We start from the raw sequence: 22,771 nt of genomic DNA on the forward strand, positions 1-22,771 counted from the left end.
CGTTGGCCTTTCCCTGGTCGTGTCTCAGTGGTGAGTCGTCAGTCGGCGCCGGCCCCACGTCGCTCCTACTTGACGGCCTCCAGCCTCGGCACCACCTCGTCGATGGCGTACGGGATGCTCAGCACGGTGTTGAAGGACAGCGCGGCGCCGATGTCCGGGCTGTTGTACGGCAGGAACAGGTCCCGCTTCTCCTGGTGGACCTTGGTCTTCTTGTAGAGCGGGTCGGCCTTCACGGCCTTCTCCGACTCGGGAGTGCCCAGCCACACCGTCCGGTCGGCGTCCATGACGTCGAGGCGCTCGGAGCTGAGCTCGGCGATGTTCTGCTTGCCCAGCGCCTTCTCATAGGCCGCGGAGGTGGTGAAGCCCATCTCGGTGAGGAACATGACCTTCGGGTCCCGGGGCGAGAACGCGGAGTACTTGCCTCCGTACGGCTCGCCGACGGCTACGGTCCTGCCCTTCCACTCGGGGTGCTTGTCGCGAACCGCCTTGAAGCGCGCGTCGATTCCGGCGATCAGCTTCTCGCTCTCGGCGTCCTTGCCGAGGGCCTTGCCGATCTGCTTCGTCATGACCTGCCACGACGCCTGGTAGTCCTCGTGGCCCTTGGGCTGGGCGACCACCTTCGCGATCTGGGACAGGGTGTCGTACTGCTCCTTCTTCATGCCGGAGTACTGAGCGACGATCAGGTCCGGCTTGAGCGCCGCGATCTTCTCCATGTTGTACTCGTCTCGCTCACCCACGATCTGGGGCGGCGTGGAACCCCACAGCTCCTTGGTCCACGGCCACTTGCCGTACGGCTTCTCCTTGAACCAGTCCACCGAACCGACCGGCCTGACGCCGAGCGCGAGCACCGCGTCCTGGTCCGACAGGCCGAGCGTGACGACCTTCTTCGGCTCCGCCTCGATCTTCGTACTGCCGTACTTGTGCTCGACCGTGACCGGGAAGGCCGCGGACTTCGCGTCCGCCTCCCCCGGCGGCTTGGACTCGGCCTTGCCGTTGGCGCTGCTGCCGCAGGCGGTCAGTGCCAGCGCGGCGACGGCGGCGACGGTCACGCGGGGGATGTGTCCGGCGATTCTCGTGAGCGCGGTGCGTGTACCAAGGGGCACGGGTGTTTCCTTTCACGGGGTTTCACAGTGCGCACCATGGCCACCCGGCGGGAGACGGGCCACCGGGCCGGCGCGATGGTGGGGGAAGGCGGGACTAGAGGGGTGTGCTGATCTCGTCGGCGGTGTTCCGGCGCCCCGGCCCGCCGGGGGTGGGCTCCTGGCTCCGGCCGACGATCGACTCAAGGATCTCGCCGACCCTGATCGCGGTGTTCGACAGCAGCGACGAGGTGATGCCGTGCGTGTGCTCGGTGCCGCCCTGCAGGTAGATTCCGCAGCGCAGTGCGGGGTCCGCCGCGACACGGTAGTCGCGCTCGACCCGGGGGCGGCCCTGGTCGTCGCGGTGGCAGAAGCCCTCGACCTCGCCGAGCAGGCCGAGGCCGTCGGCGGACCGGTATCCGGTGGCGTAGACGACGACGTCGGCGTCGAGCGGTGTCCGCTCCCCGGTGACCAGCGACTCGACCGTCGTACGGACCTTGCCCGAGGTCTCGACGACGTCGGTGAGCCGGGAGACGTTGAGGAACCGGAGACGCTCGGTGCCGAGGACCTTCTCCTGGTACTCCTGGCGGTAGAGGTCGTCGATCAAGTCGATGTCCACCACGGAGTAGTTGGTGTTGCCGTGGTAGTCCATGAGCTTGCGTTTGATCTCGTCGGGGGCGGTGAAGTACTCGTCGACCGCTGCCGGATCGAAGATCCGGTTGGCGAAGCTGCTGTCGTCGGCGGGGCTGTAGCCGTAGCGGGAGAAGACGGCGCACACCTCGGCGGTGGGGAAACGCCGGTGCAGGAAGGCCACGTTCTCCGCGGCACTCTGGCCGGCGCCGACCACGATGAAGCGGGACGGCCGGGCGCCCTCCAGGCCCTTCACCCGCGCCAGCAGGTCGGAGTTGTGCCAGATCCGGTCGGTACGGTCGACGCCCTCCGGCATGTAGGGCCGCAGCCCCGTGCCGATCACGAGGTTACGGGCCCGGTGGACCACCAACTCCGCCCCCGAACGTGCCGTCACGTCCACGTACTCCACCGCTCCGTCGCGTACGACGGGGCGCACGTCGACGACCTCGTGCCCGTAGGACACCATGTCGTCCACCTTGGCGGCGGCCCACTCGAAGTAGTCGTGGAACTCGACCCGCAGCGGGAACAGGTTCTTGTGGTTGACGAAGTCGATGAGCCGTCCCCTGCTCTGCAGGTAGCACAGGAAGCTGAACTCGCTCGCCGGGTTTCGTAACGTCACCAGGTCCTTGAGGAAGGACACCTGCATGGTCGCGTCGTCGATCAGCATGCCGCGGTGCCAGCCGAAGTCCGGCTGCTGCTCGAAGAAGTGAGCAGTGACCGCCTCCTGCCTGCCGACGCTTGCGTTGTGCTCGCTGAGCGCTATCGCCATGGCCACATTGGACGGTCCGAAACCAATTCCTATGAGGTCGTGGATCGGTGTTGCGTCGTCAGGAAGAGCCTGTGACATGTCACTCCCATCGTGCGGGACAGTCGCTTGTCGGCGGTGGGGAGGAGAACGGGGCAGGGCACGCCGACGGACCGGCGACCAAGCAGAACTTAGGTAAAGCTAACCTGATCCTCCGCACCTGTCGACGGGATAAAAGGGACAACCAACGAGACGCGGATGTGAACGTGCCCTGAAATTGGGCCCGTTGCGCGCTTAGGTAAGCCTTGCTTTACTGGCGCGGGTCAATCACAGTCCTGAGGAGGAACCCATGCGGGTCGTCATGTTCGGTTATCAGACCTGGGGACACCGAACCCTGCGAGCGCTCCTGGACTCCGAGCACGACGTGGTGATGGTCGTGACGCATCCCAGGAGTGAGCACGCGTACGAGAAGATCTGGAGCGACTCGGTCGCCGATCTCGCCGAGGAGCACGGCGTACCCGTGCTGATCCGCAACCGGCCCGACGACGAGGAGCTGTTCTCCGCCCTCGAGGAGGCCGCCCCGGACATCATCGTGGCCAACAACTGGAGGACGTGGATTCCGCCGCGTATCTTCAACCTCCCCCGTCACGGCACTCTCAACGTGCACGATTCGCTGCTGCCGGCGTACGCCGGGTTCTCCCCGCTGATCTGGGCTCTGATCAACGGCGAGCGTGAAGTGGGCGTCACCGCGCACATGATGGACGAGGAGCTCGACGCCGGCGACATCGTGGTCCAGCGCGCGGTGCCGGTCGGGCCGAAGGACACGGCCACCGATCTGTTCCACAAGACGGTCGACCTCATCGCCCCGGTCACCACCGGCGCACTCGACCTCATCGCGTCCGGGCGCACCGACTTCACCCAGCAGGACCGGTCCCGCGCGAGTTTCTTCCACAAGCGGTCCGCCGAGGACATCCGCATCGACTGGAACTGGCCCGCCGAAGACCTCGAACGCCTCGTGCGGGCCCAGTCCGCCCCGTATCCGAGCGCGTTCACTTACCACAAGGGCAAGCGCCTCGAAATCCTGGCCGCTGTCGTGTCCGAGGGCCGTTACGGCGGCACTCCCGGCCGCGTCTTCTACCGCGAAGGGAACGGAGTGGTGATCGTCGCCGGAGCCGACGCGCGCACCGGCCGCAATCACGGCCTCGCCATCACCCGCATACGCACGCAGGACGGCGAGGAAATGCCCGCGACCGATTACTTCCGCTCCATGGGCGGTTACCTCACCAGCCGCCCTTGACGTCGAGTGATCAACACCCCGCCCGTCCGGTCAAACCACTCACGGACGACTTAGGTTTGGTCAAAGTCGCCGATCGGACCGGAGGGGAAACGATGGAGCAGTCGACCGGCTCAGGAGCGACTCACGAATGGAGGGAGCCCGGGGGAACAGCGGCAACAAGGCGGTCGACGCGGGCAGCGGCCGGGACCCGGTCTCCCGACCGCCGCCCATGAACACGACACCGCCGAGCGTGCTGAACCTCAACGCGTACCTCATGTACGCCATGGGCAAGGCCGCGCGACGCAGACTCTCGGAGCGGCTGACAGCACATGGACTGCGGTTGTGGCATCTGACCCTGCTGGCCCTGCTGGCCGACCTCGGCTCGCAGTTCAAGGGGGAGCTGGCGGCCAGGCTGGACATGAATCAGAGTGATCTCGTCAAGATCGTGAACGACCTGGTCAAAACAGGCTACGTAGACTGCGCTCGTGACTCTGCCGACCGCCGCCGTATCGAAGTCACGCTCACACCCGAGGGCCGTGCCGCCCTGGTCCGCCTCAGCGCCGACATCTCCGCCGCCGACGACGACCTCCTGGCGCCCCTGACCGACGAGGAACGCACCCAACTCGCCTCCCTGCTGCGCCGCCTGCACGGCCACGTCAACCCGGTCACCGCCCACGACTGACCGTGGGCGGTGACCCGTCGGCGCGCGAGGGCGCGAAGCGGGCGGCGACGCGGTCAAGGCCGGCTCGGCGCCCCGTACCGACGGCGGCATGCGCGTGCGGCGGCGAGCAGTGCCTGGACTTGACCGCCGGCCTCTGCGGCGTCACGCAGCGGAGCGGGGAAGGGCAGCCGCACGTCGTGCTGCGCGCCGGCGTGTTCGAGCCGCAGTGTGATCCCGTACCGGTCCATGGACACGGGGGTGACGCGCAGTACGCCCTGCATGAGCCGCGGGTCCACGAGTCGGGTGAGCAGGGCCACGACGTCGCTGTGGTCGTCGACGAGGTGGGTGAGCATGTCGGCCTCGTAGGCGGCCAGAGGGTCGGGGCGGGCCAGAGTGAGTTCGTCAAGGCCGACGGCGACCGTCCCCGCCATGGTTTCCAGCTCGGCGTGCGCGAAGTCCAGACGCAGGTCGAGGCCGGACTCCTGGGACGTCCCGCCGACCGGAACGAACCAGCCGGTCAGCGTCACGCGGGCGCGCACCCGGTCGCGCACGGCGGTGGGTGCGACGTCGGTGAACCTCAGCACGGCGGCCACGATGCCGTGCGGCGCGAGGGTGACCTCGGCGGCCAGTGCGCAGTCGTCCGGCACCCGCAGCAGCAGTCGCCCCCGGTCGTCGAAGGTGTGCAGGCCGGCCGGCTCCCAGGAGTGCCGGTCCGTGACCACCATCAGCGATCCGGCCGCGGCCACCACGGTGCGGACCTGTTCCGCGCTGGTCGGCCGGGCCACGCACGCGTCCAGAACACCCATCCCAGAGCCTCCATCCTGAGTAAGCTTAGGCTTGCCTAACTTAACTCAGGATGGTCCTCTATGACCAGCGGGCGGTTCTCCTGCTCCGGAAAGCGGCCCGGGCTCCCACCACTGCGATACCGGCGAAGCCGCCGGCGGTCAGGGACGAACCCACGGCGATCCAGCGCCGCTTGTCCCGTTCCTGGATGTTTCGCTGCTCCTCGTAGGTCCGGATGCCGGTCTCGCTCGGACCGGTCCACACCGCGCAGCGGGTGTCGCCTGGACGCATCGGGCCGGGACGCTGCTCGCCGTCCGCGCCTACGTTCTCTCCGGGGCACGTGACCACGCCGGACGCGGTCAGACCCATCAGGAGCGGCACCAGGCCGATGCCGGCGGCGAGCATGAACAGCACGAGAAGTGCGCCACGGAGCTTCACGTCCGTAGCTTAGGTGAGCGTTCGATTCCGCGCCGTCAGTCGTGCGGTGGTCTCCATCAGCGAGACGGTGAACGGGTGTTGGGGCGAGGTGAGGATCTGCCGCGCCGGGCCCTCTTCGACGAGGTCGCCGGCGTCCAGTACGGCGATCCGGGTGGCCAGCGCGGCTGTGTCCAGGTCATGGGTGATCAGGACCAGGGACAGGTCGTGCCAGTCGCGCAGGAGGCCGGCGAGCGTGTCGAGGATGCCGCGCCGGGTGACCGTGTCGAGGCCGGACGTGATCTCGTCGCAGATCAGCACTCGGGGCCGGGCCAGCAGGACCCGCGCGAGCGCGGCCCGTTGGAGCTCGCCTCCGGACAGCTGCGCGGGGCGGCGCCGTACCAGCTCTTCGGTCAAGCCCAGGCCGGTGACGGTGGCCAGGGCTTCGGTCAGGGCATCCGCCTCGGGCACCGAGCGCAGCCGCACCGCCGTGCGGGCCACCTGGTGCAGGACCGGGCGATGCTCGTCGAACGCCGCCCTGGCGTCCTGGAAGACGTACTGCACAGCGGCCAGTTGCCGGCGCGTACGGTCACGCAGGCTGCGCGGGAGCGGGGCGCCGTCGAGGAGTATCTCGCCGTCGTGGTCCCGGTGCAGGCCCGCCAGGCACCGGGCCAGGGTCGTCTTGCCGCTGCCCGATCGGCCGACGACGGCCAGGCATTCCCCCGCGCGGAGGGTGAGTGCGGGGGCCCGGAGCACCGTCGTCCTGCCGTGCCGGGCGGTGAGGGGAAGCGTCCGGAGTACGACGCTGCCCTCACCGGTCGGTTCCACGGGGCCGGTGGTGCTTTCCGCCGCAAGGAGTTCGGCCGTCCAGGGATGCCGCGGTGCGAGCCACAGGCGCTCCGCCCGCCCGGACTCCACCACGTGTCCGTCGCGCATGACCAGAACCTCGTCGGCGAGTGCGCGTACGACGTCCAGGTCGTGGCTGAGCAGGACAACAGCGATGCCCTCCCTGGCCACGGCGGCGAGCCGGTCGACGATGCGCCGCTTCGTCAGAGCGTCCTGGCCGGTGGTCGGCTCGTCCGCGACCACCACCCTGGCGCCCAGCAGCAGCGCCTGCGCCAGGACGACGCGCTGCTGCTGGCCGCCCGACAGCTGGTGAGGGTAGCGCCGCAGCATCGTCTCGGCGTCCGGGAGCTGGGCCAGGGAGAGGGCACGCAGGATGCGCTCCCGGGCGGCGGCCCGGCGCTCGCCGCGGGGCAGGCGCCGTACCTGCGTACGGGCGATGTCCCTCAGCAGCGCGCCGATCCGGCGCGCGGGGTTCAGGACGGCGCCCGGGTGCTGGGGGCACGTAGCCCACCAGGCCGTCGGGCACGCGTACGTCGCCGGTCACGCGGGCGCCCGCCGGGTACTCACCGAGGAGCGCGAGGCCCGTCGTCGTCTTGCCGCTGCCGGACGCGCCCACCAGGGCGGTGATCCTGCCGGGGAGGACCCGGAGATTCACTCCGTCGACGATCACCCGGCCGCCGACCTCCACGCGCAAGTCCTTGATCTCCGCGACCGCGTTCACGTCCGCTTCCTCTTCTCCAGTACGGCGTCGACGAGCAGGTTGCCGCCCATGGTGAGGGCGACGATCAGCAGAGCGGGCACGACCACGGCCCAGGGCTGGACGAACAGCCCGGTGCGGTTGCGGTCCACCATCACCGCCCAGTCGGCGGCGTCCGGTTCGACGCCGACGCCGAGGAACTCCGCGGTCGCCACGAGGTACAGGACCCCGGTGAGCCGTACGCCCGCGTCTGCGGCCAGCGTGCGGGCGACCGACCTGCCGACGTACCCGACCGCCGTGCGCCACCACGTCTCGCCCTGCATGCGCAGAGCCTCGACCGCCGGGCGCGAGGCCGCTTCGGCCGCGGCGGCGTGGACGATCCGGGCGGCGTCCGGGATGTTGACGAGCGCCACCAGCAGCGCGAGGCCCACCGCCCCCGGCGTGAAGACGGAGGCGACGAGCAGGATCATCAGCAGCGAAGGCACGGCGAGCAGCACGTCCAGGGGCCGCATCAGCAGTTCTTCCAGCCACGTGCGGTGGGTCAGCGCGCCGGCCAGCCCGACGGGCAGCGCGACCAGGTAGGCGAGTACGGTCGCGGCGAGCGCGACGAGCACCACCGACCGGCCGCCGAACAGCACCTGCCACCACACGTCCCGGCCGACGAAGTCGGTGCCCAGCCAGTGCCCGCCGTCCAGGGTGAACGACGCGGCGCGCGGCCCCGGATCGCCCGCGAACAGCGGCCCCAGCAGGGCCAGGGCGAGCGGTACGCCGACGATCAGCGCGCCCAGCGCGAAGCGGGGCTTCATGCGGCCACCTCCGCCCGTGGCGCGAAGCGGCGGGCGACCAGGTCGGCGCCGAGGTTGAGGACGACGGTGGTGACGCCGAAGACGACGGCGAGGCCCTGGACGACGGGGACGTCGCGTTCGGCGACGGCGTTCATCAGGACGGTGCCGAGTCCGGGGATCACGTACAGCGCCTCCACGACGATGACCCCGCACAGCAGCCAGTCGATGGTGCGGGCGAGTTGCTGGGCGGCGGGCGCGATGGCGTTGGGCAGGGCGTGTCCGTACCGGACGCGGGCGCCCGGTACGCCGTAGCGGCGGGCCTGGGCGGCGTACGGGGAGGCCAGTGCGTCGATCATGCCGGCGCGTACGAGGCGGGCCAGGGAGCACACCGGCCGGGACAGCAGGACCAGGACGGGGAGCACCAGGGCCGCGGGGTGGGCGAGCAGGTCGGTGCCGTATCCGACGGCCGTCGGCGGCAGCCAGCCCAGGCGCAGGGCGAAGACCGTGATGAGCAGCACCCCGAAGGCGAACTCGGGTACGGCGTACACGCCCAGTGTTACGGAGCTGACCAACCGGTCCACGAGTTTCCCCTCGTGGCGGGCGGCCAGCACACCGAGGCCGACGCCGACCGGGACGAGCAGCGCCACCGTGAGGGCGGCGAGCAGCAGCGTCGGGCCGAAGCCGTCCGTGATGTACGTACTGACGGGCCGCCCCGAGGCCAGGGACGTACCGAAGTCGCCGTGCGGCAGACCGGCCGCCCAGTCGGCCAGGCGTTCGTGCGCGGGCCGGTCCAGCTCCATCGCCTCACGGATGGCCGCGATGCGCTCGGGGTCGGGCTGGTCCCCGGCGAGGGCGACGGCGGCGTCGCCCGGCAGCGCCTCGGTGAGGGCGAAGACGAGCAGCACGACGGCCACCGTCTGCACCACACCGAACAGCAGCCGCCGGGCGACCCAGGATCGCAGTCCGCTCACGCCAGCCAGACCTTGTCGAAGCGGGCCCAGTCGAGGGAGTTGGCGGGCGCCTTGGCCTCGACGCCCCGGACGTTGCGGGCGGTGCCGAGGATCCAGTCGGCGAAGCCCCAGACCAGGAAGCCGCCTTCGGCGTACAGGCGGCGCTGCATGCGCTCGTAGACGGCGGTGCGCTGCTTCTTGCCCTTGGTGGACTGCGCCTGCTGGTACAGGTCGTCGAAGTCCTTGTGCTGCCACTTGGTGGCGTTGGTGGTGGAGCCGGTCAGCAGGCGCTGGGAGATGTGTGCCTCGATGGGCATGGCACCGGAGCGGTAGGAGCAGAGGGTGCCGGAGTCGAGGATGTCCTTCCAGTAGCTGTCCTTGCTGCCGGTCTTGATCTGGACCGTGACGCCCGCCTTGGCGGCCTGGTCGCGGAAGATGGCGGCGGCCTCGGGGAATCCGGCGGCGACAGGCGAGGTGTCGAGGGTGACCTTGAGGTCCGCGGCACCGGCCTGCTTCAGGAGTGCCTTGGCGCGGTCGATGTCCTGTTCACGCTGGGGGAGGCTGTCGGCGTAGTACTCGTATCCCTTGCCGAACAGGTCGTTGCCGATCTCGCCGGCGCCGGACAGGGCGCCGTCGACCAGCTCCTTGCGGTCGGCGATCAGGAAGAACGCCTCACGTACCCGCTTGTCGTCGAAGGGCTTGCGGTCGGTCTTCATCGCGAACGACTGCATGGCGCTGTTGCGCAGCCGGACGATCTGGACCTGGCCCTGGTCCTCGTGGGCGCGGGCGGTGGTGGGGTTGAGTTCGTGGGCGTACTCGACCTGGCCGCCGAGGAGGGCGTTGATACGGGCGGACTCCTCGTTGGCGACGATGAATTCGAGTTCGTCGAGGTACGGGGCGCCGTCCCAGTAGTCCTCGTTGCGCTTGCAGACGGCCGACTTGCCGGGGGCGAAGGAGACGAAACGGAAGGGGCCGCTGCCGACCGGCTTCTTGTCGAAGTCCTGGGCGCCCTCGGGGACGATGTACGCGCCGAATGCCGCGAGCACGTTGGGGAATTCGGCGGTGGGGCGCTTGAGGACGAATTCGACGGTCCGCTCGTCCACGGCGCGGCTCGCCCTGAGGTCGATGGGCTCCAGGGAAGCCTTGGCGCGGAACGCCTTCTTGGGGTCGGTGATGCGGCGGTAGCTGTAGAGGACGTCCTGGGCGGTGACCGGCTTGCCGTTGTGGAAGGTGGCTTCCCGGAGGGTGACCTTCCAGCGGTCGAGGCCCGCGTTCGGCTCCCACTTGGAGGCGAGGCGCGGCTGGGCGGACAGGTCGGGGCCGTAGTCGGCGAGCTTGTCGAACAGGGCCTTGGCGCGGGCGACGTCGGCGAAGAGGTTGCTCAGGTGCGGGTCGAGGGTCTCGCTCGCGCCCCCGCCGGCGAAGGCGGCGCGAAGTCGTCCGCCGCGCCTGGGCTTGCCGTCGGCCTTGCCCGGGGCGCCGGCGGTAGTGGAGCCGGCGCAGCCGGTGAGGGCGAGCGCGCCCAGCCCGGCCGCGCCGCCGGCGACGGCGAGGAAGCCGCGGCGCCGCAGACCTGGGAAGCGGGGGTCGTTCATGGGGACGTCGTTCATGGGGACGTCGTTCATGGGCACGTCGTTCATGGGGACGTCGTTCATGGCGGTGTCCTTGGTGGTGTGAGCGGAATGAAGGCGTGGGGGGCGGGCGCGTGGGGTCAGCGGTGGTGCGTCAGGCGGGCCACGAGGTGCAGCCGGTCCGCGTCGGCGGTCTCGGCCGGGAGGTCGCCCTCCCGCCACGGCGGCTCGGTGCGGGGGCCCGGCCCGTCGTACAGGGCGAGCACCTCGAAACCGTGGGCGGTCAGGACGTGGCGCAGTTCCTGGGGGAAGAGCAGCCGCCAGGCGGATCGCTGCTCGACCGGCGGGCAGCCGTCGTCGGCGGTCCAGGTCCGCGTGCGGCGCAGGAGCTGCGCGGTCCGGTCGACGTACAGGGTGGTGGTGGAGCGGTAGGCGGTGCCCTGCCAGGTGAAGCCGTTGGTGGCCGGGGCGTCGAGCAGTTCCGTACGGCCGAGGAAGAAGGCTCCGTTGCGCATCTCCGCGACGAGCAGGCCGCCGGGCGTCAGGCAGCGCCGGCAGGAAGCCAGGAACCCGTCGAGTTCGTCGTTGGTGTGGCAGTACAGCAGCGCGCTGTCCAGGCACACCACGGCGTCGAACGGTTCCTGCCCGAGGTCGAATTCGCGCAGGTCGGCCCGGACGTACTCGGGGCCCGGGTGGTGGGCGCGGGCGTACTCCAGCATCGCGTCGGACAGGTCGGCGCCGGTGACCGTCCGGCCGGCGCGGTGCAGGTGCGCGGCGTCGCGGCCGGTGCCGCAGCCGATGTCCAGGACGCGCTCGCCGGCCCCGTACCGCCGCAGGCAGTCCTCGGCCCAGCGCCCGGCGATCCGTTCGCGGTCGGGGAAGCGGGCCTCGTACAGCTCGGGGTTGTCGGTGAGCAGGTTCGCGGCGGTGTTCGCGGCAGTGGTGGTCATGCGTCGCTCGCTTCTCGTGCTGTCACGGGTACGGTCACGGGGCGGCCGGGAAGGATCCGGCGGCGGTGCAGCCAGGCCACGCCGCCCGCGGAGGCGAGCCCGGACACCACGCAGCACACCCAGGGCAGCCAGGGCGCGTCCGCGTACTCACCGGCGTCCATGGCCCAGCCGACGACCGTGTTGCCGACGGCGGCCGCGATGCCGGAGACCACGTAGAACAGGCCGAAGTACGTGCCGGTGAGCTCCGGCCGCCCGAAGTCGGGGATCAGTTCCATCACGAACGGCTGGGCGATCATCACGCCCACGTAGAGCAGCAGGGCGCCCGCCAGGACGGGCAGGGCGCGCAGCGCCGCGTCCGCGAGGCCGTCGGGAGCCGTCCCGTGACCCGACACCACCATCGGCGGTACGAAGGACAGTCCCATCAGCGCGAGTCCGGCGCTGATCCATCGCGCCCTGCTGCCCCGCGCCTTCAGCGCGCGGGTGATGCGCAGCTGAAGCCAGAGGTTGGTGAGGGTGCCGACGAGGAAGACGAGCCCGGCCGCGCCGTCCCAGCCGGTGGCCCGCCGGGCGCCGTCCGGCAGCAGCAGGTACAGCTGGTTCTCCATGGTGAACAGGCCGACCATGGCCAGGGCGAACGCCATGAAGCCCCGGTTGCCGACCACCTCCCGCCAGTCGGCGAGGACGCTGTTCCCGCTCGATGTGACCTTTCGGGCCGGGAGCACCATCGCCTGAGCGACCGTGAGTACGGCGAAGATCCCGGCCGCGGTGAGCGCGGAGGCTCGGAAGTCGACGAGCAGCAGGGCGCTGCCGAGCAGCGGCCCGATCAGGGCGCCGGTCGTGGCGAAGACGTTGAACAGGGCGAACGCCTCCGCCTTGCGCTCCCCCGCCTCCAGCGCGAGATACGCCCGCACGGCCGGGTTGAACAGCGCCCCGGCCAGTCCGCTGAGCACGGAAGCGGCGAGGAGTACGGGCAGTCCGTCGCCGAGCGCGAACAGCCCGAAGCCGACGGTGCGCAGGGCGCATCCGGCGATGATGACGCCGCGCGCTCCCAGCCGGTCCGATGCCGATCCGCCGATGAGGAACAGCCCCTGCTGGCTGAGGTTGCGTACGCCGAGCACGATGCCGACGACGGCCGCCGACATCCCCAGGTCCTCACTCAGGTGCAGGGCCAGGTACGGGATGAGCAGGTAGAAGCCGGTGTTGACGCCGAGCTGGTTGAACAGGAGGAGCCGGATCGCGACCGGGAAGCCGCGTATCTCGTGCCACGTCTTCACGCCCGCGCCTCCTCGGCGCCGTGCGGACGTACTCCGAGACCGGGGTTCCGGCTCGTCCGTACGGTGCCGTCGGCGCCGCCGATACCGGTCCACGGGTCCTCGGCGAGCAGCCGATGCCCGTCCATTGCGCCGGGCCCGGACTGCCCACTCCCTGACCCCCGAGCAACCTGAGCAACCTGAGCAACAGGAGAATCCCGATGAGCCACCCCCCGCACCTGTCCCCCACCGTGCGCCCCGCCACCCCGGCCGACGTCGACGGCGCACGGCAACTCATGCTCGACACCTTCTACCGGGACTTCGGATACGGCTACGTACCCGCATGGCACCGTGACGTCGTCGACATCGAGAACACCTACCTGAACGACCCCCGCCACCTGCTGCTGGTCGCCGTGCACGACGGTGAAGTGGTGGCGACGACCGGCGTACGGTCGGCGGGGCCGGCCCATCCGCCGCACCCCCGCTGGCTCGCCGAACGTTACCCCTCGGGTACCACCGCGCAGCTCGTCCGGGTCTACGTACGGCCGGAGCACCGGCGGCACGGCCTGGCACGGACTCTGGTGCGCCGGGCATGCGACTTCGCCGCCGCGACGCCCGGCTACGACAGCATCTACCTGCACACCAACGTCGACGTGGAGGGCGCCGAGGCCTTCTGGCGCAGCATGGCCAAGGAGATCTTCGACGCCCGCACGACGGGCGAACACGGCCCCGGCGTCGGCACCGTGCACTTCGAGATCCCGATGCCGTAGCGCGGCCGCGCCGGCACACCCCTGGCCCACCGCCCGGCAGGCTGCCTCAGCCGGGCTCGGGGTCGGCCTGCTTGCGCGCGTGGGTGGCCGCCTTGGTGTGGATGTACAGGTCCTGCCGGCCCGGAGGGGCTTCGCGGCGTGGCGGCAGGGGCAGTTCGTACCGCACATGCCGCCGGTGGTCGGCGAGCTGACGTTCGACGTTGTAGACCCTGCCGAACTTCCAGAGCATGCGGGCGAAGTTGGTCTGACCGTGCATGAGGTTGCGGCCGAGCACCCCGAGCGCCCCGAAGACGGTCCGCAGGCCGAGGTGCTTGCGGTTGATGACCGCCTGGGTGCGTACCAGCTCCCGGTAGAAGACGTCGAGCGGAAGCTTGGTGGGAACGACGGCGTGCTGGATGTCGAAGAGCCGGTAGTCACGCGTCGCGAGCTGGCGGGCTTCCGTGTGCCAGATTTCCGTGCCGGGGTACGGCGTCATGACGGTGAGGTGCACGATTTCCGGTACGGCGAGCGCGAATTCGCGCACCACGCGGCGGCGCTCCAGCTCGGCGGCGATGCCGTGGCCGTGTTCGGGCCGGATGAACGCCACGTCGTCGACGATGAAGACGTTCGGTTCCCGGATCGACGCCATCTCCGCCCCGGCGGCCTGCGCGGACGCCTTGCGGTAACTGCGGCCGTAGAACGTCCACGCGGAGCAGAACGAGCAGTCCCAGGGACATCCGCGGGTGAACTCGATCGAGGCGCACGGGTCGAGCTCGCCGATGAAGTAACGGTTGCGCTTTCGCATGAGTTCGCGGGCCGGCCGCGGCTCGTCCAGGGTGTCCAGCAGCTTTGGGCAGGTCCCCGGCCTTCGGCGCAGACCACGCCGGGGACGCTCTTCAGCCCGCCGTCGCGTGCCGCCTCCAGCAAGGGGGCGACGGCCGGTTCGCCTTCGCCTCGTACGATCGCGTCGACCGCGCCGTCGGTCTGTTCCAGGACGTGTTCGGCGATGAACGAGATGCTGTGCCCGCCGAGGAAAACGAAGCACTCGGGCAGCTCCGCCTTGGCCTGGTGGGCGATTTCGATCGCCTCGGGAATGTTCGCGAGGTAATGCAGCGACAGGCCCCGTGCCTCCGGTGCGAATTCAGCCATCTCGCGGTCGAGCAGTGAGCGGGAGAGCACCTGCAGGTCCACCACTCGCACCTCGTGGCCCGCGTCGCGGGCCGCCGCGGCCACACGTTCCAGACCCAGCGGCTCCAGCCGCAAAAAGATCTCCGAGTACATCAGCGCACTCGGGTGAACGAGCATCACGCGCATCTCAGTCTCCAGCCGACGGCATCAAATGGCCCCTCCGGTCCATTTCGCCCCTTTACGACCGCCTTCCCTCCGGCGGCGCGCCGCAGCCCGCACACGCGCCGGCAAGCGCGCGCCCACGCCACCGTTGCCCCGCGCCCATGGTTGCCACTAGGGTTGTTCGGGTGACTGCCGGGTCGGCCATGGGCCATGCGCGAGTGAGGGTCCCGGCCTCGGCGTGAGCGCGAGGCGGGCAAGAGCCCCGCCGTTGCTCCGTGTCTTTGCTGCCGGCGCCCGTGTGCGGCGCCCCCGTCCCAGCGGATCCAACGTCACGGAGACACACCACTGATGTCATACGAACAGCAGCACCCGCACGCCTCCGAGCGGCCGGTGACCGCCGTACAGCTGAACCACACCGCGGTCTACGCCAGTGACCGGCACCTGTCGGCGGAGTTCATCGCCGCGATCCTGGGGCTGACGGTCGGCGCCCCGTTCGGGCCGTTCCTTCCCGTCGACCTCGGCAACGGCGTGACGCTCGACTACTACGAGATGAGGGACGAGCCGATCCAGTCGCAGCACTACGCGTTCCTCGTGCCCGACGCGCGGTTCGACGCCATGACCGCTCGTCTTGAGGCCGTCGGAGTCACCTATTACGCCGATCCCAGCCACACCGAACCCGGCAGGATCAACCGTCTCTTCGGTGGCCGTGGCGCGTACTTCGCCGACCCGGACGGCCACAACATGGAGATCATGACCCGGCCCTACGTCCGCCCCTAGCAGGCCGTCCGGCGGCGATCCGTCGAGCCACCTTGCCGGACGGCTCGGGTCGCCGCCGTCGGCAGTGTTGACGTGTTCTCGCCATGGCCTTACTTTTCCGATCGGCAGGTCAAACCACGTTCGATATCTCGAACTAAATGAGGAGTCCATGGCGCCGCCCCTCGACCGACGAAACTTTCTCCGCGGCGCGACACTCGCCGCGACGGTGCCCCTGGTGTCGTCCCTGCCCGGGTGGCAGGCGACCGGGGCGCCCCGGATGCTCGCCACCGGTGGTGAAACGGGGCCCGGGCTGCCGGCCCCGGCAGCCTGGACGGTCCAGCCGTTCCCGCTCAAGGACGTGACCCTCGGCGGCGACGGTGTCTTCGCCGCCAGGCGCCGACTGGTGCTCGACCACGGCCGTGGCTACGACGTCGACCGGCTGTTGCAGGTCTTCCGCGCCAACGCCGGGCTCTCCACCCGCGGCGCGGTCGCCCCCGGCGGCTGGGAGGGTCTCGACGGCGAGGCGAACGGAAACCTCCGCGGTCACTACACGGGCCACTTCCTCACCATGCTCTCCCAGGCCTACGCGAGCACCGGGGAGGCGGTCTACTCCGACAAGATCCGCTACATGACCGACGCCCTGACCGAGGTCCGCGACGCGCTGCGGCGCGACCCGGCCGTGCTCAGCGTCCCCGGCAGATTCGGTACGGCCGCCGAGAACGTGCGCGGCTCCCACAGGTACGTCGATCTGCCCGCCGGCGTCCTCGGCGGACTGTCCTCCGTCACCCTCTCCGCCTGGGTGAAGCCCACTCACGACGGTAACTGGGCACGCGTCTTCGACTTCGGCAACGACACCACCCGCTACCTCTACCTGGCCGCCCGCAACGCGAACGGTCATCCGCGCTTCGCCCTCACCACCAGCGGCCCCGCCGGCGAGCAAGGCATCAACGGCACCGCCCCGCTGCCCCTGAACCGGTGGAGCCACCTCGCGGTGACGCTCACCGGCACCACCGCGACGCTCTACGTCAACGGCGCCGCCGTCGGCCGGAACACCGCCACGACCCTCAACCCCGCGGCGCTCGGCACCCTGGCGAACAACTGGCTCGGCCGGTCGAACCACTCCGCCGACCCCGTCTTCGCGGGCGCCTTCGACCAGACCGACATCTGGTCGCGCGCGCTGACCGCCACCGAGATCGCCGAACTCCAGGACAGGCCCGCCGCCCAGTCCTCGGCGGGCCCCGGTGATGTGGCCTCGTACCGCTTCGACGAGACGAGCGGCCGCACCTTCGCCGACGCCTCCGGCCACGGCCGGCCCGCCACCCTCCGCCGGACCTGGGGTGCGCCGAGCCACCCCGGTTTCCTCGCGGCGTACCCGGAGACGCAGTTCATCACCCTGGAGTCGATGACCACCGGCAACTACACGGTGGTGTGGGCGCCGTACTACACCGCCCACAAAATCCTGCGCGGACTCCTCGACGCGTACCTCCACGCCGGCGACGACCAGGCGCTCGACCTCGCCACCGGCATGTGCGACTGGATGTACTCCCGGCTGTCCAAGCTGCCCGCCGCCACGCGGCAGCGCATGTGGGGCATCTTCTCCAGCGGTGAGTTCGGCGGCATCGTCGAGGCGATCTGCGATCTGTACGCCGTCACCCGCAAGCCCGAACACCTGGCGCTGGCCAGGCTCTTCGACCTCGACCGGCTCATCGACGCCTGCGTCGCGGGCACGGACATCCTGAACGGCATGCACGCCAACCAGCACATCCCCGTCTTCACCGGGCTGGTCCGGCTGTACGACGAGACCGGCGAGCAGCGGTATCTCACCGCGGCGAGGAACTTCTGGGGCATGGTCGTCCCGACCAGGATGTACGGCATCGGCGGTACCAGCACCGCGGAGTTCTGGAAGGCGCCCGGGGCCATCGCGGGAACCCTCAGCGACACCAACGCCGAGACCTGCTGTGCGTACAACATGCTCAAGCTGAGCCGGACGCTGTTCTTCCACGAGCAGGACCCGGCGTACATGGACTACTACGAGCGGGCGCTCTGCAACCAGATCCTCGGCTCCAAGCAGGACCGGCCGGACGCGGAGAAGCCGCTCGTCACGTACTTCATCGGGCTGCTGCCGGGGCACGTGCGCGACTACACCCCCAAGGCCGGTACGACGTGCTGTGAGGGCACCGGCCTGGAGAGTCACACCAAGTACCAGGACTCGGTGTACTTCGCGCGGCCCGACGGCTCCACCCTGTACGTCAACCTCTACAGCCCGACCACGCTCACCTGGGCGCAGAAGGGCGTCACCGTCACCCAGCAGACCGAGTACCCGAGGGAGCAGGGGACCACGATCACCGTCCGGGGCCGCAGAGCCGCCGCCTTCGACCTGCTGCTCAGGGTGCCCGCCTGGGCGCGGGACGGCTTCCGGGTGACCGTGAACGGGAAGGCGGTGAAGGGTACGCCGGTCCCGGGAAGCTACTTCACCGTGTCCCGCACCTGGCGCGACGGAGACACCGTACGCGTGAGTGTTCCCTTCCGGATGCGGGTGGAGAAGGCCCTGGACGACCCGGCCGTCCAGACGCTGTTCTACGGTCCGGTCAATCTTGTCGCCCGGGACGCCCGCACGGAATACCTCCGTATCGGGCTCTACCGCAACGCCGCGCTCTCCGGCGACCTGCTGCCCAGTCTCGCCCCCGTGGCGGGCAAGCCGCTGCACTACACCACCCCCGACGGTGTCGAGTTCGCCCCCTTCTTCGAGGGGACGGAGGACCCGGCGCACGCCTACTTCCGGCGCGCCGAGCCGCAGGTGGTATTCGCCACCACCGACGCCGGCGTGGCCAACCCTGCCCGGGCCGACGGCACCACGCTCCTGGACGAGGTCTGGGCCGCGGCTCCCTTCACCGCGAAGCCGGCCCTGGTGCGACACGTGGAGTCCACGGTGAACGCCTGGGTGGCCGAGGGGCTGCTCGGCGCGGCCGACGGCCGGAAGGTGGTGAGTACGGCGAAGAGGGCTTCCTACCCGGGCGGTCCCCCGGCGTCGTCCTGATCGGCCAGGCCCGTATGGGACAGGCCGCCGAGTTTTTGTTATCCGGGGGTCTCCCCGCACGTCTCCTGAGTGTTTCCGTCCCTCCGCGACAACAGGAGCCCCCCCCATGGGTCACGACAACAAGCACCGCGCGCTGAGCCGCCGCAGCATCCTCCAGATCGGTGGCGGGCTCGCGGTCGCGGGCGTGGCCGGTGGTGCGGCGGCCGCCTTTCCGGCGACGCCGCTGATGCCGCCGGCGCCGCTGATGCCGCCGGGGCCGAGGCCGCGCCCGCCCGCACGTTCACCCATCCGGGCATGCTCCACACGTCCGGCGAACTCAATCGCGCGAAGGTGAGAGTGGCGGCGGGCGCCCAGCCGTGGTTGTCCGGCTGGAACCGGCTCGCCGCCAACCGGCACGCCCAGTCCACCTGGAAGGCCAACCCGCAGGCGACGGTCGTCCGGGGCGGGACCGGGCAGAACTACACGATCCTCTTCAACGACATCCATGCCGCCTACCAGAACGCCCTGCGCTGGAAGGTCGCGGGCACCGGGGCACACGGCGACGCGGCACGTGACATCCTCAACGCCTGGTCGGCGACGCTCACCACCGTCACCGGCAACGCCGACCGGTTCCTGGCCGCCGGCATCTACGGCTACCAGTTCGCCAACGCCGCCGAGCTGATGCGCGGCTACCCCGGCTTCGACCTCGCCCGGTTCCAGCGCATGCTGCGAGAGGTCTTCTACCCCCTCAACAACCAGTTCCTCACGCAGCACAACGGGGCCTGCATCACCAACTACTGGGCCAACTGGGACCTGTGCAACATGGCCTCCGTGATGGCGATCGGAATTCTCTGCGACGACACGGCGAAGTACGACCAGGCCCTGAACTACTTCAAGAACGGCGCGGGCAACGGCTCGATCAAGAAGGCCGTCCCCTTCCTCCACCCGGGCGGGCTCGCCCAGTGGCAGGAGTCCGGCCGCGACCAGGGCCACACCATGATGGGCATGGGGCAGATGGGCGCGATCTGCGAGATGGCGTGGAGTCAGGGCGACGACCTGTACGGCTACGACGACAACCGCTTCATGAAGGCCGCCCAGTACGTAGCCAAGTACAACCTCGGCCAGGACGTGCCGTTCACCAAGTACACCTGGGGCACCGGCACGAAGTGCGCGTACCGCGAACAGACCGTGATCTCCGCCCATGGCCGGGGCCAGGTCCGCCCCGTGTGGGACCTCCTCCGCTTCCACTACGCCCGGCGCCGCCGGCTCTCCGTCCCGTACATCACGGCCATCGCGGAGAAGGTACGCCCCGAGGGCGGCGGCGGGGACTACGGCCCCAACAGCGGCGGTTACGATCAGCTGGGCTTCGGCACACTGATGTACGCCAAGTAGGACAGTCAGCGCCGTGGCGGCGGGGCGGTGCTGTCGCGCACCACCAGTCGGGTGGGGACGAGCGTGGTGCCGTGTTCCGTCGCCTCGTGACGCATCTGCCGCAGGACGCCCTCGACACAGCGCCGGCCCACTTCGGCGAAGTCCTGGTGAACGGTGGTCAGTGGAGGCAGGAAGGAGCCGGACTCCGGGATGTCGTCGAAACCGATGACGCTGACGTCCTCCGGCACCTTCCGGCCCCGCTCGTGCAGGGCTCGCAGGAGCCCCAGCGCCATCTGGTCGTTGGCCGCGAAGACCGCTGTGCAGTCCTCCCGGGAAGCGAGTTCCCGTCCGGCCCGGTAGCCGGACTCCGCCGACCAGTCGCCCCGCACCAGAGGCGGCGGCGTGCATCCCGCCTCGGTGAGTTCGGCGCGCCAGGCGTCGGTGCGGCGCTGCGCCGCGTAGGACTCCTCGGGGCCCGCGAGGTGCCAGACCGTGCGGTGGCCGAGGTCCAGCAGGTGGCGTACGGCGGTACGGGTTCCGCCCGCCTGGTCGGTGTCGACCACGGTGTACCGGTCGCCGGCGTCCGAGTCGGCCACCACGACCTGGACGTTCAGCGGCAGGGAGAGGGTCACCGCATCGAGCAGGTGCACCTCCTGAATGACAATTACCGCGTCGACGGCCAGCTCCCCCAGCCGCGAGAACGCACCGCGCACCTCGTCCTGCGTGGGGACGGCGACGGGCAGGAGCGTGACGGCATAGCCCTCGTGCGCCGCGGACATGGCGATGGCCTCAAGGGTGCGTACGTTGCCGGTGGTGGACAGGCCGAAGGTGATGACGCCGATGGTGCGGAACTCGCCGCGCTTGAGTGCCCGGGCGGCGCTGTTGGGCCGATCGACCACTGGGAGACGTTCAGCAACTCGCCGCCCTGGTTCATGACGACCAGCGGCTACGTCTCCGGAGGCTTCAACGCCACCTCCGACCAGCTCAAGCCCGAATCCGTCGACGACTTCGCCGCCTACCTGGCGGGGGCGACCGAGCGGCTGGAGAAGGCACACGGCATCAAGGTGGACACCATCGACCCGTTCAACGAACCCAACACCAACTACTGGAGCACCCGCCTGGGACCCGACGGCCAACCGGTCGGCGGCCGTCAGGAAGGAGCCCATATCGGCCCCGAGCTCCAGCAGAAGGTTCTTCGCGCGCTGGCCCCGGCACTGCGGCAGTCGAGGACCGGCGCGAAGATCTCCGCGATGGACGAGACCAACCCCAGCATCTTCGCGCAGAACTGGAACACGTATCCGCAGCAAGTGCGCGACCTCGTCGACCAGATGAACGTCCACACCTATGGCACGGCGGGCCGCACCTCCGTGCGTGACCTGGCCAAGGCGGACGACAAGCCGCTGTCGATGAGCGAGGTCGAGGGCGACTGGGGCGACGGGCAGAGCTTCACGGATATGAGGCCGGGCCTCGGACTGGCCCACCGCATGGTCGACGACCTGCGCGAACTGGAGCCGAAGGCCTGGGTTTTCTGGCAGCCCGTCGAGGACTACGACAACATGAAGCCCGGCGGGGAGTCGGCCAAGGGCGGCAACTGGGGGAGCATCCAGCTTCCGTTCAGCTGTACTTCGAAGGACACGCTCGCCACCTGTCCCATCCGTACCAACACGAAGTTCGACACGGCACGCAACTTCACCCACTTCATCAAGCCCGGTGACCGGCTGGTGAACGTCGACGACACCTCCAGCGCCGCCGCCGTCTCCAGGAAGGGCGACGCGGCGACGGTCGTCCACGTCAACAGCACCACCGACGCCCGTACGGTCACGGTCGACCTGTCCAAGTTCGGCCACGTCGCCCGCCACGCCACCGTCACCCCCGTCGTGACCAGCGCCGCAGGCAAACTCGAACGGCACGAGGCCGTCGCGGTCAGCGACCGGAAGGCCACCTTCACCGTGCCCGCCGAGTCGGTGACCTCCTTCGTCGTGCAGGGTGTCTCCGGTGTCGCGAAGGACGCGGCCCTGCTGCGGAAGGACCACACGTACCGCCTGACCGGCGTCCAGAGCGGCAAGGCACTCACGACCGCCGGCAACGGCACCAGCCTTGTCATCAAGACCGCGAGCACGGACACGGCCGACCCCGGCCAGCAGTGGCAGCTGCGGCAGATCAGCGGTGACACCGGCAACCGGCAGCGGTACGTGTTCACCAACCCGGCGGAAGGAAAGCGCCTGGCCGTGCGCGACGGCGCCCCGGTGCTGGAGGCCGACAGCCGCCCCCGCGACAGGGCCACCCAGTGGATCATGTCGACGACCGGCGACGGCACCTGGACCCTCGTCAACGCCGCCACCGGACGACTGCTCGAGGTGGGCGGCCAGGCCACGCACGACGGGGCCGCCGTGACGCTGTGGACGCCGAATTCCGGTCCCAACCAGCGCTGGAAGGTGTCCGACGTAACGGCCCACACCCCCTGACACGCGCCTGTGTCTCCGCCGAGTGTCCTCGGCGGAGACACAGGCGCGTCGCCGCGGCCATCGATCACGCGCTTCTGCGCGCGTACTCCCTGGTGGGAAACCTCCGGTTTCTCATTTTCCTCCGGATGGCCTACGCCGATTCGCCCCGTCAGACGCGACGACTTCTCATGGACTCAGCGAACGGGCCGGTCCCCGCTAGTCGTGAGCGCAGAAAGGCACGCCGATGTACGAGATGCGCGCCGAGTCGACAGTCGGCAGAGGTGAACTTGTCTGGCATGTCATCCGCAAGGATGTGGCCGCCAGCGCGCTGTGCGGGCGCCATCTGAAGCACCCCTCCCCCGCAGCACTGCTCGCCCAGATCGAGGCAGCCGCGGAACGCTACTGCCCCACCTGTATGACCGCCTTCGGCTCGGCGGTCCGCGGTCACGGGCGCTGAGGCCAAGGGTGAGGAGGTCGCTCCACGCGACCCTCCTCACCTCTGCTCAGT

19 protein-coding genes and 3 pseudogenes are annotated in these 22,771 nt (G+C 69.9%); 8 read left to right on the forward strand and 14 right to left on the reverse strand.

Annotation, left to right across the window (positions count from 1 at the left end):
- Positions 1–65 precede the first annotated feature (65 nt).
- Positions 66–1,103 carry an iron-siderophore ABC transporter substrate-binding protein gene (locus J7E91_RS14365; RefSeq protein ID WP_214903307.1) on the reverse strand — a complete coding sequence of 346 codons (1,038 nt, stop codon included), beginning with the start codon at positions 1,101–1,103 and terminating at the stop codon, positions 66–68.
- A 94-nt stretch (positions 1,104–1,197) separates the two neighbouring features.
- On the reverse strand, positions 1,198–2,556 hold the full coding sequence (locus tag J7E91_RS14370; protein ID WP_214903311.1) for a lysine N(6)-hydroxylase/L-ornithine N(5)-oxygenase family protein: 1,359 nt from the start codon (positions 2,554–2,556) through the stop codon (positions 1,198–1,200).
- A gap of 247 nt (positions 2,557–2,803) precedes the next feature.
- On the opposite strand from J7E91_RS14370, the gene J7E91_RS14375 reads away from it, so the two are divergent.
- Together J7E91_RS14375 and J7E91_RS14380 are read left to right on the forward strand one after the other, a co-directional pair.
- Complete coding sequence (locus J7E91_RS14375) at positions 2,804–3,751, forward strand: methionyl-tRNA formyltransferase (RefSeq protein WP_214903314.1); 948 nt, start codon at positions 2,804–2,806, stop codon at positions 3,749–3,751.
- A gap of 127 nt (positions 3,752–3,878) precedes the next feature.
- Positions 3,879–4,412, forward strand: coding sequence for a MarR family winged helix-turn-helix transcriptional regulator (locus J7E91_RS14380; protein WP_251015617.1), 534 nt, complete (start codon positions 3,879–3,881; stop codon positions 4,410–4,412).
- Between the two features lie 53 nt (positions 4,413–4,465).
- On the opposite strand, the gene J7E91_RS14385 is transcribed toward J7E91_RS14380, so the two are convergent.
- From J7E91_RS14385 to J7E91_RS14420, 9 genes and pseudogenes are all read right to left on the reverse strand, one after another.
- Positions 4,466–5,197, reverse strand: coding sequence for a DUF2470 domain-containing protein (locus J7E91_RS14385; protein WP_214903317.1), 732 nt, complete (start codon positions 5,195–5,197; stop codon positions 4,466–4,468).
- A 58-nt stretch (positions 5,198–5,255) separates the two neighbouring features.
- Complete coding sequence (locus tag J7E91_RS14390) at positions 5,256–5,612, reverse strand: hypothetical protein (RefSeq protein ID WP_214903320.1); 357 nt, start codon at positions 5,610–5,612, stop codon at positions 5,256–5,258.
- A gap of 9 nt (positions 5,613–5,621) precedes the next feature.
- Positions 5,622–7,155 (reverse strand): annotated as a pseudogene (locus J7E91_RS14395) (ABC transporter ATP-binding protein).
- On the reverse strand, positions 7,152–7,937 hold the full coding sequence (locus J7E91_RS35945) for an ABC transporter permease (protein ID WP_251015618.1): 786 nt from the start codon (positions 7,935–7,937) through the stop codon (positions 7,152–7,154). The pseudogene J7E91_RS14395 and the gene J7E91_RS35945 overlap by 4 nt, the downstream one beginning before the upstream one ends.
- The gene (locus tag J7E91_RS14400; protein ID WP_028812586.1) at positions 7,934–8,887 is read right to left on the reverse strand and encodes an ABC transporter permease; all 954 of its coding nucleotides are present in this window, start codon (positions 8,885–8,887) and stop codon (positions 7,934–7,936) included. Before J7E91_RS14400 ends, J7E91_RS35945 begins: the two co-directional genes overlap by 4 nt.
- Complete coding sequence (locus J7E91_RS14405) at positions 8,884–10,461, reverse strand: ABC transporter substrate-binding protein (RefSeq protein WP_214903502.1); 1,578 nt, start codon at positions 10,459–10,461, stop codon at positions 8,884–8,886. Before J7E91_RS14405 ends, J7E91_RS14400 begins: the two co-directional genes overlap by 4 nt.
- A 116-nt stretch (positions 10,462–10,577) precedes the next feature.
- Positions 10,578–11,387, reverse strand: a complete 810-nt coding sequence (locus J7E91_RS14410; protein ID WP_214903323.1) for a class I SAM-dependent methyltransferase — start codon at positions 11,385–11,387, stop codon at positions 10,578–10,580.
- The gene (locus tag J7E91_RS14415) at positions 11,384–12,661 is read right to left on the reverse strand and encodes an MFS transporter (protein WP_214903326.1); all 1,278 of its coding nucleotides are present in this window, start codon (positions 12,659–12,661) and stop codon (positions 11,384–11,386) included. The genes J7E91_RS14410 and J7E91_RS14415 overlap by 4 nt, the downstream gene beginning before the upstream one ends.
- On the reverse strand, positions 12,658–12,786 hold the full coding sequence (locus tag J7E91_RS14420; RefSeq protein WP_374224697.1) for a hypothetical protein: 129 nt from the start codon (positions 12,784–12,786) through the stop codon (positions 12,658–12,660). Before J7E91_RS14420 ends, J7E91_RS14415 begins: the two co-directional genes overlap by 4 nt.
- Positions 12,787–12,858: 72 nt before the next feature.
- On the opposite strand from J7E91_RS14420, the gene J7E91_RS14425 reads away from it, so the two are divergent.
- Positions 12,859–13,407, forward strand: a complete 549-nt coding sequence (locus J7E91_RS14425; RefSeq protein ID WP_214903329.1) for a GNAT family N-acetyltransferase — start codon at positions 12,859–12,861, stop codon at positions 13,405–13,407.
- Positions 13,408–13,453: 46 nt separating this feature from the next.
- On the opposite strand, the pseudogene J7E91_RS14430 reads toward J7E91_RS14425, so the two are convergent.
- Positions 13,454–14,700, reverse strand: a pseudogene (locus J7E91_RS14430) (cobalamin-dependent protein).
- Positions 14,701–15,024: 324 nt separating this feature from the next.
- On the opposite strand from J7E91_RS14430, the gene J7E91_RS14435 reads away from it, so the two are divergent.
- Both J7E91_RS14435 and J7E91_RS14440 read left to right on the forward strand, forming a co-directional pair.
- Entirely contained in the window at positions 15,025–15,453 is a 429-nt protein-coding gene (locus J7E91_RS14435) for a VOC family protein (protein ID WP_214903332.1), read from the forward strand.
- A gap of 148 nt (positions 15,454–15,601) precedes the next feature.
- Complete coding sequence (locus tag J7E91_RS14440; RefSeq protein WP_214903335.1) at positions 15,602–18,469, forward strand: beta-L-arabinofuranosidase domain-containing protein; 2,868 nt, start codon at positions 15,602–15,604, stop codon at positions 18,467–18,469.
- A gap of 111 nt (positions 18,470–18,580) precedes the next feature.
- On the opposite strand, the gene J7E91_RS37315 is transcribed toward J7E91_RS14440, so the two are convergent.
- Complete coding sequence (locus tag J7E91_RS37315) at positions 18,581–18,757, reverse strand: hypothetical protein (protein ID WP_214903337.1); 177 nt, start codon at positions 18,755–18,757, stop codon at positions 18,581–18,583.
- A gap of 6 nt (positions 18,758–18,763) precedes the next feature.
- Here J7E91_RS37315 and J7E91_RS14450 point away from each other — a divergent pair, with 6 nt between their 5' ends.
- Positions 18,764–19,840, forward strand: a complete 1,077-nt coding sequence (locus J7E91_RS14450; RefSeq protein WP_214903340.1) for an alginate lyase family protein — start codon at positions 18,764–18,766, stop codon at positions 19,838–19,840.
- Between the two features lie 5 nt (positions 19,841–19,845).
- Here the strand turns inward: J7E91_RS14450 and J7E91_RS14455 are convergent, their stop codons facing one another.
- Positions 19,846–20,718 (reverse strand): substrate-binding domain-containing protein, encoded by an 873-nt coding sequence (locus J7E91_RS14455; RefSeq protein WP_308376517.1) that lies wholly within the window; start codon positions 20,716–20,718, stop codon positions 19,846–19,848.
- On the opposite strand from J7E91_RS14455, the pseudogene J7E91_RS14460 reads away from it, so the two are divergent.
- Positions 20,710–22,284: pseudogene (locus J7E91_RS14460) on the forward strand (RICIN domain-containing protein); the annotation flags it as partial. The gene J7E91_RS14455 and the pseudogene J7E91_RS14460 overlap by 9 nt on opposite strands.
- 223 nt (positions 22,285–22,507) lie before the next feature.
- Positions 22,508–22,720, forward strand: coding sequence for a hypothetical protein (locus J7E91_RS14465; protein ID WP_214903343.1), 213 nt, complete (start codon positions 22,508–22,510; stop codon positions 22,718–22,720).
- Positions 22,721–22,771 lie beyond the last annotated feature (51 nt).

Source organism: Streptomyces sp. ISL-99 (assembly GCF_018614005.1).
Taxonomy (GTDB): domain Bacteria; phylum Actinomycetota; class Actinomycetes; order Streptomycetales; family Streptomycetaceae; genus Streptomyces; species Streptomyces flavidovirens.